Origin of the sequence: Tenacibaculum jejuense, from assembly GCF_900198195.1 — a bacterium.
Lineage (GTDB): Bacteria > Bacteroidota > Bacteroidia > Flavobacteriales > Flavobacteriaceae > Polaribacter > Polaribacter jejuensis.
In genome coordinates, this window is record NZ_LT899436.1 from 95675 (window position 1) to 109668 (window position 13994).

16 protein-coding genes are annotated in these 13994 nt (G+C 29.9%); all 16 read right to left on the bottom strand.

What is annotated here, in order from left to right; genetic code table 11:
* Positions 1–104: 104 nt before the first annotated feature.
* Entirely contained in the window at positions 105–683 is a 579-nt protein-coding gene (locus AQ1685_RS00405; RefSeq protein WP_095068764.1) for a HupE/UreJ family protein, read from the bottom strand.
* 11 nt (positions 684–694) lie between these two features.
* Positions 695–1201, bottom strand: a complete 507-nt coding sequence (locus AQ1685_RS00410; RefSeq protein WP_095068765.1) for a DUF6702 family protein — start codon at positions 1199–1201, stop codon at positions 695–697.
* A gap of 7 nt (positions 1202–1208) precedes the next feature.
* Complete coding sequence (locus AQ1685_RS00415; RefSeq protein ID WP_095068766.1) at positions 1209–1517, bottom strand: cation transporter; 309 nt, start codon at positions 1515–1517, stop codon at positions 1209–1211.
* Positions 1518–1614: 97 nt separating this feature from the next.
* Positions 1615–2529 (bottom strand): bifunctional metallophosphatase/5'-nucleotidase, encoded by a 915-nt coding sequence (locus AQ1685_RS00420; protein ID WP_095068767.1) that lies wholly within the window; start codon positions 2527–2529, stop codon positions 1615–1617.
* On the bottom strand, positions 2529–3275 hold the full coding sequence (locus AQ1685_RS00425; RefSeq protein ID WP_095068768.1) for a 5'-nucleotidase C-terminal domain-containing protein: 747 nt from the start codon (positions 3273–3275) through the stop codon (positions 2529–2531). The genes AQ1685_RS00420 and AQ1685_RS00425 overlap by 1 nt, the downstream gene beginning before the upstream one ends.
* Before the next feature lie 25 nt (positions 3276–3300).
* Positions 3301–3738, bottom strand: a complete 438-nt coding sequence (locus AQ1685_RS00430; protein WP_095074971.1) for a hypothetical protein — start codon at positions 3736–3738, stop codon at positions 3301–3303.
* Complete coding sequence (locus tag AQ1685_RS20455) at positions 3728–5134, bottom strand: ABC transporter permease (RefSeq protein ID WP_231970227.1); 1407 nt, start codon at positions 5132–5134, stop codon at positions 3728–3730. Before AQ1685_RS20455 ends, AQ1685_RS00430 begins: the two co-directional genes overlap by 11 nt.
* Entirely contained in the window at positions 5131–5763 is a 633-nt protein-coding gene (locus AQ1685_RS00445; protein ID WP_095068769.1) for an ABC transporter ATP-binding protein, read from the bottom strand. The genes AQ1685_RS20455 and AQ1685_RS00445 overlap by 4 nt, the downstream gene beginning before the upstream one ends.
* A 15-nt stretch (positions 5764–5778) precedes the next feature.
* Positions 5779–6984, bottom strand: coding sequence for a GTP-binding protein (locus tag AQ1685_RS00450; RefSeq protein WP_095068770.1), 1206 nt, complete (start codon positions 6982–6984; stop codon positions 5779–5781).
* Between the two features lie 166 nt (positions 6985–7150).
* Positions 7151–7705, bottom strand: a complete 555-nt coding sequence (locus tag AQ1685_RS00455; protein ID WP_095068771.1) for an NIF family HAD-type phosphatase — start codon at positions 7703–7705, stop codon at positions 7151–7153.
* Positions 7706–8422, bottom strand: a complete 717-nt coding sequence (locus tag AQ1685_RS00460) for a 3'-5' exonuclease (RefSeq protein ID WP_095068772.1) — start codon at positions 8420–8422, stop codon at positions 7706–7708. It lies immediately after the preceding gene.
* A gap of 149 nt (positions 8423–8571) precedes the next feature.
* Positions 8572–9864 (bottom strand): aminopeptidase P family protein, encoded by a 1293-nt coding sequence (locus AQ1685_RS00465; RefSeq protein WP_095068773.1) that lies wholly within the window; start codon positions 9862–9864, stop codon positions 8572–8574.
* A gap of 74 nt (positions 9865–9938) precedes the next feature.
* On the bottom strand, positions 9939–10508 hold the full coding sequence (locus AQ1685_RS00470; RefSeq protein ID WP_095068774.1) for a Crp/Fnr family transcriptional regulator: 570 nt from the start codon (positions 10506–10508) through the stop codon (positions 9939–9941).
* An 86-nt stretch (positions 10509–10594) separates the two neighbouring features.
* The gene (locus AQ1685_RS00475; protein WP_095068775.1) at positions 10595–11926 is read right to left on the bottom strand and encodes a DEAD/DEAH box helicase; all 1332 of its coding nucleotides are present in this window, start codon (positions 11924–11926) and stop codon (positions 10595–10597) included.
* A 174-nt stretch (positions 11927–12100) separates the two neighbouring features.
* Positions 12101–13066 carry a succinylglutamate desuccinylase/aspartoacylase family protein gene (locus tag AQ1685_RS00480; RefSeq protein ID WP_095068776.1) on the bottom strand — a complete coding sequence of 322 codons (966 nt, stop codon included), beginning with the start codon at positions 13064–13066 and terminating at the stop codon, positions 12101–12103.
* On the bottom strand, positions 13033–13935 hold the full coding sequence (locus AQ1685_RS00485; protein ID WP_095068777.1) for a RimK family alpha-L-glutamate ligase: 903 nt from the start codon (positions 13933–13935) through the stop codon (positions 13033–13035). Before AQ1685_RS00485 ends, AQ1685_RS00480 begins: the two co-directional genes overlap by 34 nt.
* Positions 13936–13994 lie beyond the last annotated feature (59 nt).

Here is a 13994-nt window from a genome sequence, read left to right on the forward strand (position 1 = left end):
AGTATCATAATTTATAAGCAATTTTGTAAAGGAAAACCTTACAAAAAAGAAAAACAACAAAAAGTTAATTTTATTGTTTTTAATTTATGCTATGAATTATTTTTTTAAGTGAGCATTCCAATAAGTATTGTAGCAGCTATACCAAACCCAGCACCTGAAATAAAAGTGTTCCACTTTGAATGTTCTCCATTTAAAATTCTACTGTATAAGAATAAAATTATAGTAAAAATAGCGACTATAAATAATTGACCAACTTCAATACCAAGGTTAAAAGCAAAAAGAGGAATAATAATATCACTATTAAACATCATTATCTTAAATCCAGATGCAAAAGCTAACCCGTGTATCAAACCAAATATTAATGCAATAGCGTATTTGATATTTTTATTAGAAAATTTTCCTTCTTTCTTATAATTTATAACATTACTCATGGCTGTAAACATGATTGTAATTGGTATAAGTAGTTCGACAATTTCAGGATTACTTGGCACATAATCTAAAGAACTAATAATTAAAGTTAAACTATGACCTATGGTGAAAGCGGTTACAATTATTAGTATCTGTTTCCATTGTTTTAGCTTAAAAGCAGCACATAATGTAACGACAAAAAGTAAATGATCGTAAGCTTTAATATCTACAATATGATGCCAGCCATTAGTAAAAAAAGTAAGAAAATTGTCCATGTAATAAAATATTAGAAAGTATGATCGTAAGAATCTTCTATTTTCGTGGTTTCAAAGTAAAGTGATTTGAAGTAAGGAGGAAATCTAAGTTCCATTCTATTGGATTGAACAAAACCAAACACATTAAAAAGAAGTGTGTTTTTTAACTTTAGTTGATCTCCCTTTTTTACATTGAAATTAGTCTTAGAAAATTTTATTGTTAATACATTAAATACTTTATGTACTTGTGAACTTTCATAATTAAAAGGAAATCTTTTACCGTTTATTTCAACTACGTAAAACTCTTTAAAGTAATTTTCAATATCAGATATATCTCTTTCTTTAAGATTATTAACGTTAATCACTTTTCCTAAACTCCTAAGAAAATCATCGATAAAGACTTTACATTCTACTCTTAATTTTTTCTCATTGGCATTATACTCGATAAGTGAAGAGGTTATTTTAAGAGCATGTGTAAACGAAGAGAAAGTAAAAAGAATCCCAACAAGAAGAAAGCCGATGTATAATTTTCGTTTCATTCTATTATTATTTACAAGGTATTTTATGGGCCAAGTGTTTGACTGTATTTTCTAGTGTATTAGAATTTGTAATTTCAGGATTGTAAACAATTGATACTTCTTTGGTATGTAAGTTCAATATAGTTTGTTTTACACCTTTAAGATCAACTAAACCACCTTCAATAACTTTTTGACAATTTTGACAACCCGCTTTAGGAACAGCAACAACCAACAGAGAGTCTTTATCAGTTTTTGATATAGTTCTTGTTTCGGGTTTTATTTTATTACAAGAAATGATAAATAAAACGATTAAAAATACAGAAGATGCCTTTTTCATGATTTGACCTTAAAATAGTTTATAACTATTATTTCCAAAGATAGAAAAAAACATCCTAAAAGCAACAGTGTTGCATTAAAAGAAAAAACGATATGATTTACACCAGAATAGTAGTTCCTTTTGATGTTTTATTTTTATTCTCATCGAAGTAAAAATCTACTCTTCCTACATTAATACCATAAGCTCCAACCTGATTTATAAGCATATTTTTATCATCACTATTCTTAACAATTGTAGGTTTCGGTAAAAACGTATGTGTGTGTCCACCAATAATTAAATCTATGTTTTTAGTAGCTTTAGCTAAGTTCAAATCAGATATTTTATTAGGTTCTCTTTTGTAATAATAACCCAAATGCGATAAACATATGACTAAATCACATTTTTGTTTTTCTTTTAATTCATTGGTAATGTCTTGAGCAATTTCTGTAGGATTTAGATATAATGTTTCTTTGTATAAACGCTTATCAACAAGTCCATTTAACTCAATTCCTAGTCCGAAAATTCCAATCTTAATACCGTCTTTAATTATGATTTTATAAGGTTTAACATGAGTATCTAAAACGGTATTTTTAAAATCATAATTAGCACAAACAAAATCAAATTTTGCATTAGGTAATTGTTTGTAAAACCCATCAATAGAATTGTCGAAATCGTGATTACCCAAAGTTGCCACATCATATTTTAGCATACTCATTAATTTGAATTCAAGTTCACCTCCAAAGTAATTAAAGTATGGTGTTCCTTGAAAAATGTCTCCAGCATCTAAGAGTAATGTGTTTGGATTTTCTTTTCGAACTTGTTCTACTAATGTTGCTCTTCTTGCTACGCCACCTTTATTAGCATGTCTTCTATGACTTGGTTTAAAAGGTTCTATATGACTATGCGTGTCATTAGTGTGTAAAATTGTGATATGACGTTGCTTTTTTTCTGTAAATGAAGGTAAAGTTAATCCGCCAACCATAGCTAATGCAGAAGCTCCTCCTACTTGTTTAATAAAATTTCTTCTTTTCATTATTTAATAATTACACGGTTATCAATAGTAGCATGAATGGTATCTACCTTTTTAAAATAATCCATTATTGCAGTTCTTAATTTATACCCTAATTTGGTTAATCTTTTAGGGTTTTTAAAGAAAGTCATTTTATCTCCTCCACTTTGCAAATAATCTGAAGTAACTACAGTGTATGTTTTATTTTTATCGAATGTTTCACCATTTATTTTCAGATCATAATCATTTCCTTTAATGGTTAAAGCTATGTTTTTTGACAAAGGGTGTGCTTTTTTATTTTCAATAAAATACTCTACTAGCGCTGTAATCTTGTCTCCTGAAAGCTCCACAGCTACAAGTTCATTTTCAAAAGGCATTAATTTAAAAGCATCTTCTTTTGTAATATTTCCAGCAGAAATAATAGAACGAATTCCACCATTGTTTAACATGGCAAAATCAATGTTTTTTCCTGTTTTTTCTTTGTACATAGGTTTGCTTAATTCAATGCTAAGATCCGCCATTATATTTCCTAAAGAACTTTGCATTTCTCCATCGTTTTTTACCAAGTCTTTAGGAGTATAGCTAAGAATTTGTTGCATTTCTTTGACAAGTTTCTCTTTGTAAGGAGAAACAGCATCATTGATTTGCTTTGCATTTTGAATCGTACTATCAAGTACAATATTTTTAGCTGTTATTTTTGTTAGGTGTTGCTCATTTTGTTTACATGATGTAAACATGAGTAAGAAACAAAACGCATAGAATAATTTCATGCTGATATTATTTAGTTGATTAAATTTATTCTTCAATTTTAACAGTACAATCACTAAGTATATAATTAAAATGTTCTACATCAGAATCATTTAAACTTAATGTTCCTGTAACAGTTACAATCGTATCTGTTTTATATTTCTGTTTTGTGTCGAATTGTAATTCTACAGCTGTTTCTGGTCCGCCAACACCACAAAAAAAGCAAGAAGACATTGGACCTTTAGATAAAATATAAATTTTTGCGTTCGGATCTAAACTTAAGAAGTAGCCTGTTATTGTTATTACTTTACCTTCTAGATTTTTAACAGATTCTGAAAACTTAGGATGTAAAAAGTTATCATCATACTTTGGGTAGTATTTTTCGGTAAAAGTCACTTTTGATAAATCATCCCAAGTTACTTTTTGTTGACTGAATGAAAATATACTGGTAAAAAGAAAGGCAAATAAAACAATACTATTTCTCATTTGATAAAATTTTAGAAACATTCATGGTAACAATAGGATATATAGATAAGCCAATTGCAACAAGTACAAAACTAACAATAACTATTCCTATTGAGAAAATATCACCAAAAGATAATGTTTTTAAAATACCTTGATAACCAGATTGATCGAGATTGAATACAAATTTTAAGACTATTTTCACAAGTAGCACCCCAATAATAAAAGCAGAAATAACAACTAAAAAACCTTCATAGATCATCATTTTAACTAATTGAAAATTACTAGCTCCATAAGTTCTTAAAAGAGCTAAATCGAATGATCTTTCTTTTACCATTTTGTAAAGACTTACAAAAATAATCATCCCAGAAATGATTAAAATTAAATAAGCAATCCAGTTAATGGTTTTAAAACCTATTCCTGTGTAATTATAAAGCTTATCAAGTTCATATTTAGGTAAAGCTGCCTGCATATTAGTACTCTCATTAATTTTTCTTGGCATTGTTAAAAGTGCAACAGGATTTTTAAATGAAATTAATAAAGATGTTATCTCTTTATCTTCTTCGGAAGATTCATGTTTATGATCTTCGTGTTCAGTTTCATGATGTTCGTCATGATCTTCTTCTTGGTGATCTGTATGAGAAACTTCTACAAAGTTTGTATGCTTCTCATGATTTTCATCAGCATGTGTTTCCTCATTATGATGATGATGACCATCATGATTTTCTATATTATTGGATGCAGAAATTTCAACAAAATTGGTGTGTTTTTTATGGTCGTTATGTTCACCTTCTTCATGATCGTCATGATCATGAACATCCCAAATACTTTCTAGATTCGTTATAATTAATCGATCTATTACTTGATATGTAGGTTTTAATATTCCTACTACGGTAAATTTATCATCGTGAACATCAATTTCATTTTCAACCAAACCATGTGAACTTAAGAAAGTATCACCAATTGAAAGTTTTAGTTTTTCAGCAATTGTAGCGCCAATAACTACTTCTAAACTCTTTTTTGTAGTAGTGCCTTTTTCTAATTCGGCGTTATATAATTTAAAAAATTCATCAGTTGTACCAACGATTTTGTATCCGTTATAATTATCTCCGTAAGAAATTGGAACTGCTGTTTTTATCATTGGATTTTTTCCAATTTTTTTGGCTTCCTTGTATGATATATTTCCAGTAGGATTATCAATATGTAATACAGAAGCTAAAACCAATTGTAAAGGACTTCCTTTAGCTCCGACAACCAAATCTATACCAGCTAAATTATTTTCTATTTGATGCTCAAAAGATGATTTTAATTGTTGAATACCCAATAGTAATGCGACACTTAAAGCCAAAGTAAAAACACTTAAAAATGTATATAAAGGTTTAGACTTTATGTTTTGTAAACTAATCTTCCAAACATTCATGATAACGTAATTTGATTTTGAAAATGATGTTTTATCCTTTCATCATGTGTAATTACAATTAAGTTTGCTTGAGCTTGTTTTGCTTGTTCTTTCAGTAATTTGATAACAATTTTACAACTGTCATCATCTAAACTAGATGTAGGTTCATCTGCTAAAATGATTTTTGGCTTATGAATAACCGCCATAGCTATACTTAATCTTTGTAATTGACCTTCACTAAGCTCATTTACTTTTCTGTGCTTTAATGTTTTTATTTCTAATTGATTTAGAATTGTATCAATATCACTGTCTTTAACTTTTGTTTTACTAAAAAAGAGACGAGCTTTTATGTTTTTTAAAACACTTAAAGAGGTTATAGCATGTTTTTTTTGAAAAACAAGACCAATGTTTTTACCTCTAAACTGATCTAGTTTGTTGTTAGATAGTTTATTAATGTTAGATTCTGCTACGGTTACATTTCCTTGTATTGGTTGTAATAAACCTGCTAACAAATGTAAAAATGTAGTTTTTCCAATACCAGATTTCCCAAGAATTAATAAGTTTTCTTGAGCTTTTAAGTTGATATCAGGAAAGCTAAATAATTTATTTTCTTTTTGATATTGAAAAGTTAGATTTTCAGTTTTAATCATGTTTTAGCTTTAAATCTATTGAAGATATTGTATTGGCCATTGATCTTCTTGATTAAATAACTGATTTTTCCATAATTCGATCTCTTGATCTGTAAGTAAACAATCTTGTAAATCAGCAATCATTTCATCTTTTTGTAATTTCTGTCCAATAAAAACAAGTTCAGTTTTTCTATCTCCAAAATCAGCATCCCAGTTTTTTTCTATTTGAACTCTATTTTCGGTAAAAGTAGCATAATTAATTCTTTCAGCAAATGGCATACTTGCCCACCAAACGCCAGCACTATCTGCTTTACAAGAACCTCCAGCAGAACTCCAAATTAAAGCCTGATTTCTTCTTGAAGCCAACCAAAACAATCCTTTACTTCGGATAACATTTTGTGGGAATTTCAAATTTAAATATTCTAGAAAACGCTGTGGATGAAATGGTTTTGTACTTCTAAATACAAAAGAACCAATTCCGTATTCTTCAGTTTCAGGAACATGTTCGTTTTCTAATTCTTTAATCCAACCAGCAGAAGCTTCAGCTTTTTCATAATCGAATAAGTTGGTGTTAATAACCTCGTTTAAGTCTACTTTTGATTGACTAGTTGTTATGATTTTTGCTTCAGGATTTAAACTATGAATAATGGCTTTTAGTTCCTCTAAACTTTCTTTTGAAACTAAATCAGTTTTATTGATCAAAATAATATTAGCAAACTCTATTTGATCAGTTAAAAGGTTTACAATAGTTCTATCGTCACCGTCAATATTAGTAAGTTCTCTAGTTACTAAATAATCAGAACTAGAAAAATCTTTCAAAAAGTTAAAGGCATCTACCACGGTTACCATAGTATCGATGTAACTAAATCTGCTTAAATCGATTGTGCCATCTTCACTTTCGAAAGAAAAAGTTTGAGCAACAGGAATTGGCTCACTAATACCTGTACTTTCAATAATTAAGTAGTCGAATTTTTTTTGAGCGGCAAGTTTTTCTACTTCAACCATTAAATCTTCTCGCAATGTACAACAGATACAACCGTTAGACATTTCAACGAGTTTTTCTTCCGTTCTAGAAAGTGTGTTTTCGTTTTCAATAAATTGAGCATCAACGTTAACTTCACTCATGTCGTTAACAATTACTGCTACTTTTAATCCTTCTTTATTGTGTAAAATATGATTTAATAATGTTGTTTTTCCTGCCCCAAGAAAACCACTTAATACGGTAACTGGTAGTTTATTCATGATTAAATTTTTAGTGAAATGATTATTTGAAATAGAGCAAATATAAAAGACAAAATTTTTTAACGCAACTCGGTTGTTTTTAATTTAACAAGATTGAATATGTATTTTAACAATTTTCAGAAAAGACATAGAAAAAAGTACTTTTAAAGAATAAAATATCGCGCAATTATTGCGTGTCAATTGTATTCCTCCAGCCTCTTTTTTCAAATGTTCTTACATTTTCTACATTTTTTATTTTTATAAGAAATTCAGTTAGTTTTTTTAGTTCGTCATCAGCTAAATTTCCTTCAAATGGATTGATATAAATCGCATTTCCAAAGTTGTCTTTGGTTTTTTCAGGAGAATCATCAACAATTAAAGCACGTTCTAAAGTAAAACCTTGTTTTTTAATTTTCTTTAATCTTTTTTCGCGAACATATCGATCTAAGTCGTAATCTCTTCGGACCGTACAACGAGTTCTTGCCCAAACAAACTCGAAGTTTATAGTTTCAGGGCGAATAGTTTCAACTATATCATTCACATATTTGTCGTCTGCAGAAGACCAAACAGCTAGTTTGAAATGTTGATTTACGAAATCTAAAAACTCATTTAAAAATGGACGCTTATACACGAAATAATCAGCATATTTAAAATCATGTGGAATAGCCAATTTCTTTTCTGTAGCATGAATTAAGGTTTCATCTAAATCTAAAATTAAAAGTATAGGTTCTTTAGTTTTCATTTATACACTAATAATATTTTGATGTTCTAAAATAGGTAAATTCAAAAAACGTAACACGAGTTGTGCAACAGCCACAGTGTCATTTTCACAATAACGAACAATTCGATTTAAATCATTTTCTTGATAATATACCTGATAAACTTCGGAACCATCAATGTCTTCTTTAGGTGATGGAACGCCAAGAATATGTGTTAAAAGTTTTAAAGATGTATAATGTTTATAATCGCCAAACTTCCATAACTCTAAAGTATCTAAATGCGGAACTTCCCAAGGTTTTTTACCCACTAAATTTAGTTTTTTGGGAAGCTTAATATTGTTAATAATCATTCTTCTGGCAATGTATGGAAAGTCAAATTCTTTTCCGTTGTGTGCACAGAGAATATGTTTTTCTTGTTTGAAATGATTATCAAGCAGATTTTTAAAGTTTTTGAGTAATGCATACTCACTTTCATTTTTGAAAGAAGTAATACGAAGCTGTAATTTTTTATTCTTTTCGATAAAATAGCCGACAGAAATACAGATAATTCTACCAAATTCGGCCCAAATACCGGCTCTGTGGTAAAATTGTTCAGCAGTAATTTCTTCTTTTCTTTGGTAACGAGTTTTTAACCCGTACAATTCTTGTGTTTCCTCAGGAACATCATTCCAATGTTCATATTGAGGAACCGTTTCAATATCTAAAAACAAGATATTTTTCAGGTTTACGTGTTGTAACATGAATATATAGCAATTTGATTTTCAGTGTGCAATTTTGGTAAAAGTATGAAAAAAAATGAAAATGTCACTTCGAGCACAGTCGAGACGTTTTTAGTAAAGTAACATGTGGGTTTTAAAGTCTCGACTGCGCTCGACTTGACAACTATTTTTTATTGATTCATTAAATCTTCGATTTCTTCTACTTCGATTGGAATGTTTCGCATTAAGTTGAATGGTTCTCCAGATTCTTGAACAACTACGTCATCTTCTAAACGAATTCCGAAACCTTCATCTGGAAGATAAATTCCTGGTTCAACAGTAAATACCATGTTTGCTTGGATTGGTTCGTGTAATAAACCGTAATCATGCGTATCTAATCCCATATGATGAGAAGTTCCATGCATGAAATATTTTTTATAAGCTGGCCAATCTGGATTTTCGTTCTGAACATCAGCTTTGTCTAATAATCCTAAACCTAATAATTCAGAAGTCATTAATTTACCAACTTCAACATGGTAGTCTGCCCAAATTGCTCCAGGTACTAACATTTTTGTAGCTTCATTTTTAACTCTGTTTACAGCATTGTACACATCTTTTTGACGATCTGTATAACGACCAGAAATAGGAATTGTTCTACTCATATCACTCGCATAATTTGCATATTCTGCAGCAACATCAAAAAGAATTAAATCACCATCTTTACATTGTTGGTTGTTTTCAATGTAGTGTAATACATTTGCGTTACTTCCGCTAGCAATAATTGGAGTGTAAGCAAATCCTTTAGAACGATTTCTTAAAAATTCATGAGCAAACTCAGCTTCAATTTCATATTCCCAAACACCTGGTTTTACAAAACCTAAAATTCTACGGAAACCTTTTTCAGTAATATTACATGCTTTCTGAATTAAATCGATTTCAATTTGATCTTTTACAGAACGTAAACGTTGTAAAAGAGGATTACTCTTAGCAACACTGTGTGCTGGATATTTTGCTAATAACCATTTTGTAAAACGAGCTTCACGAGTTTCAGTTTCTATTTTAGCTCTGTAGTGTTCGTTGGTGTTAATATAAACAGTGTCTGCATACGCCATCATTTCGGCTAATACTTTTTCTAAATCTTGTAACCAAAAAACAGTTTTAACGCCGCTTGTTTCAAAAGCTCTTTCTTTGTTGAGCTTTTCACCTTCCCAAACAGCAATATGTTCGTTCGTTTCCCTTAAGAATAAAACTTCTCGTAAGCTTTCTTTAGGACAATCTGGATAAACAATTAAAATACTTTCTTCTTGGTCTACACCACTTAAAAAGAAAATATCTCTGTGTTGTTCAAAAGGTAAAGTAGAATCTGCGCTTACAGGATAAATATCATTAGAATTAAAAACAGCTAAACTGTTTGGCTTCATTTGAGCCATAAAGTTTTTTCTATTCTTTATAAATAGGTCTTTATTTATAGGAAGATATTTCATTTAGATTTAGTGTTTATACGTTAATATTCCCAAAAATAACCAAAGAAAAAACGATATGCTAAAGCCAAATGGCGCTATTTTACTTTTTTACGAATTCTACTCATGTGTCTTTTCGATATTCCTAAAAAGGAAGCTAAATAATGTAGGGGAATATTTTTAAGTAATTCAGGATCGTTAGCTAATAATTTTTGATAACGATCTTCTGGAGAAAGTGTCAGAAGATTGATTCTATAATCGTCGATTAAAAATATTTGATTTTCAATTAGTTTATAATAGAATAAAAAGAAAGCTTTATTGTTTTTTAAAAGCTGATTGAATTGCTGAATAGAAAGCACTTGTAACTTCACTTCACTTAAAGTTTTGATGTTTTTTCGTGAAGGTTTTTGATGTAAAAAACTTTTTAAAGCTGATGTACAAGTATTTTTTAAGGCTAAATATGTTGTTTTTTCTTCACCATCAATAGTTATGTAATGTTGAAGAATTCCACTTTCAATAAAACAGAAATAATCACAAATAGCTCCTTCTTTAACAAACAGTTCGTTTTTAGAAAGAGTTTTTTCTTCGAAAGCATCTACGATTTCATTGATATGAATATCAAGTGATTCGTCGTTTATAATTTCTTTTAAATAGATTTTTAAACTCATTCTATTTTTCTGATTATGCTGATGCTAAACATTTTGGTTTAAAAATACTATTTGATCAATAATTAACGAATTTAAAAACAGGTTTTTTAAGATTTTTTTCTGTTATTATTTTTCGGTTTTCTTTTAAAGTTACTTCTGTTTTTTCGAGGAGTATTGGAATTACTTTCCTTACTATTTTCAGATTTCTTTTTAGATCGAAAATTTCGTCTTGTTTGATTCTTTTTACTTGGCTTTGAGTTGTTGTTGTTTTCTTTGGAAGTTTTCTTCTGTTGAGGTTGTTCGGTTGGCGTAAGATCAAAACCTTCTAATTCAACAATTTTTAGCTTTTGCTTTAATAATTTCTCAATGTTTTTAACATACTCTAATTCTTCGTCAGCAACTAAAGATATAGCTTCTCCGCTTGCACCAGCTCTACCAGTTCTACCAATTCTATGCACATAATCTTCAGGAATATTAGGTAATTCATAGTTAATCACATGAGGTAATAAAGGAATATCTAATCCTCGAGCAGCAATATCAGTAGCTACTAAAACACGAACAGTATTTTCTTTAAATCCTTTTAAAGCTTTTACTCTTGCACTTTGACTTTTATTTCCATGGATTGCAGCAGAAGAAATATCTCTTTTTTGTAGTTTTTCAGCTAGTCTATTTGCTCCGTGTTTAGTTCGTGTAAAAATAAGTACTTGATTCCAATTACCGTCAGAAATTAATTGCGTCACCATGGCTGCTTTTCTACTTTTTGGAACACGATATATCTTTTGCTTAACCATTTCCGCAGTTGTATTCTCAGGAGCAGCTTCAACTAGAACAGGATCTGTTAAAATCCCTTTAGCTAAGGCTTTTATTTCTTTAGAAAAAGTAGCAGAAAAAAGTAAGTTTTGGCGTTTTTCAGGAAGTAGAGCTATAATTTTTTTAATATCTCTAACAAAGCCCATATCTAACATTCTATCTGCTTCGTCTAGAATCAGAATGTCAATTCTTTTTAGTGATAATGCTTTTTGGTCATGTAAATCTAATAACCTACCTGGTGTGGCAACTAGTACATCTATACCGTTTCTTATCGTTGCAATTTGTTTTTTAGGTTTTACACCTCCAAAAATTACAGTCGACTTAATATTAAGATGTTTGCTATAATCTCGAACATTATCGTAAATCTGAGCAGCTAATTCTCTGGTAGGAGTTAGTATTAGTGCACGTATTGGTCTAAATTTTGGATTTTTAGTATCTGTTATTATTTGCAATATTGGTAATGTAAAACCAGCGGTTTTTCCTGTTCCTGTTTGTGCAGATGCTAGTACATCATTACCTTTTAAAATTACTGGTATTGCTTTTTCTTGTATTGGGGATGGGTTTACATATCCTTTTTCTTCAATTGCTTTTAAAAGCTCTTTCTTTAACCCTAGTGATTCAAATGTCATAAATATAGATAAAGAAATAAATTAGTTTTTATTTCTAAGTAAGGTGTAAAGGTACGGTTATAGTTGTTCACACAAATAAAAGAGATTGATTTTTTCTATTCAGTTTAGTTACTGTATCATAAATACTAAGTATTGCAGGTGTTTTTAATTAGTAAAAAAATATCAATATAAAATTTATACATAACCTATATGGAACAAAGGATCACCAAGATTTACAACAGGAAAGTTGTTTTTGGCTATGATATAACCATCTTTAGGTGATTTTACAGAGAATTTTGTTTCACCATATGTATCCATAATAAAGCCCACAATTTCACCTTTTTTCACGGATGCTCCATTTTTTACTTTCGGATTAAAAATACCAGCTGCTCGAGCACGTAACCAACTCTTTTTAATAATTTCTATAGCATCGTTTTGTAAAGGAATTTCTATAGCTTCATCAATCATATTAAAATGACGTAAAATTCTTAGTGTTCCATAAATTCCTTGGTTAATTGCAAATTCATTCAATCGTAAAGATTCGCCACCTTCATAAACTATTACAGGAATTTCGTGTTTAAAACATTCATTTCTGAAAGATTTAGGAATAAGTTTAGAACCAAATTTGAATGGAGCATTAAAAATATCAGCTAAAGCTTTTCCTCTTTCGTCTTGTGGTGTATATCGAATTTGCGCGTAATTACTACGTTGCGCTCCACCAGTATGATAATCGATAGCAAAATCAACATTTTTAGTAATCTCTTTCATAAGATAATATGCTAATCTACTTGCTAAAGATCCTTTTGTAGAACCTGGAAAACTTCTATTTACATCTTTTCCGTGTAATTCTCTAGAAAAATCTAAAAAGCCAAATATGTTCAATAATGGAACAACGATTACACAACCTCTATGAATTTTATACGACTTGTCAATTAACATTCGCCTTACCAATTCGATACTGTTGGTCTCGTCGCCATGCAATCCACCTTGTAATAAAATAGTCGGACCAGGTTTCTTTCCGTTAAAAATATATACCGGAATTTCTATTAAAGTTCCTGTAGGTAATCTATCTACAGGGATTTTTATCAACTTTGATTCTCCTAAAGAAATTCGTTCTCCACGAATAACTATCTCCTCATTCTTGAATTCTTTGTCGAACATTTTTTCTCTAAATATTTTATAATTTCTTCAGCGACATTAACTTTTGTATAGGCTTCAATTCCTTGTAATCCAGGAGTTGAATTTACCTCTATCAATAATGGACCGCGTTTCGAACGGATTAAATCTACGCCAGCGATAGGTAAACCTAAGTAACCAGCCGCTTTTATCGCCATAATTCGTTCTTGATTTGTTAAATCAGCTTTTGTAGCTGTTCCGCCTCTATGAATATTCGATCTAAAATCATCATCTAAACCTTTTCTTTTCATAGAAGAAACAATTTTGTCACCAACTACAAATACACGAATATCTTCGCTATTACTTTCTTTAATGAATTCTTGAAGCAAAATACTCATATTCATTCTGTAAAAAGTATCAATAATAGACTTTGCAGATTTTTTACTTTCTGCTAACATCACACCCATTCCTTGAGTTCCTTCTTGCATTTTAATAATTACTGGTGCACCACCAAGTAATTCTATTTGTTCTTTGATGTTTTCAGGATTTACAGAAAAAACAGTATCAGGAATTGGAATTCCTTTTCTGTTCATAATTTGAAGAGTTCTTACTTTATTTTGAGCTCTGAGTATACCTAAAGATCTTGCTGTACTGTAAATACCATTCATCTCAAATTCTTTAACAATAGCAGCTCCATGTCGAGTTACAGAGGCGCCAATTCTCGGAATAATTACATCAGGCTCGTCAATAATGTTTTCTCCTTCATAAATAATTTCTCTTTTACCACCGCTAAGTTTTATAGAACATTTGTTGTGATTAATCACACTAACATCATGTCCACGTTTAACAGCTTCGTCATATATTCGTTTTGTAGAATATATATTTTGACCAACCGATAAAATAAAAATATTCATGTAGATGCTTTTTACACAAATCTAATCAAAATTAAAATGGAAAGTATTTTTTATTTTTG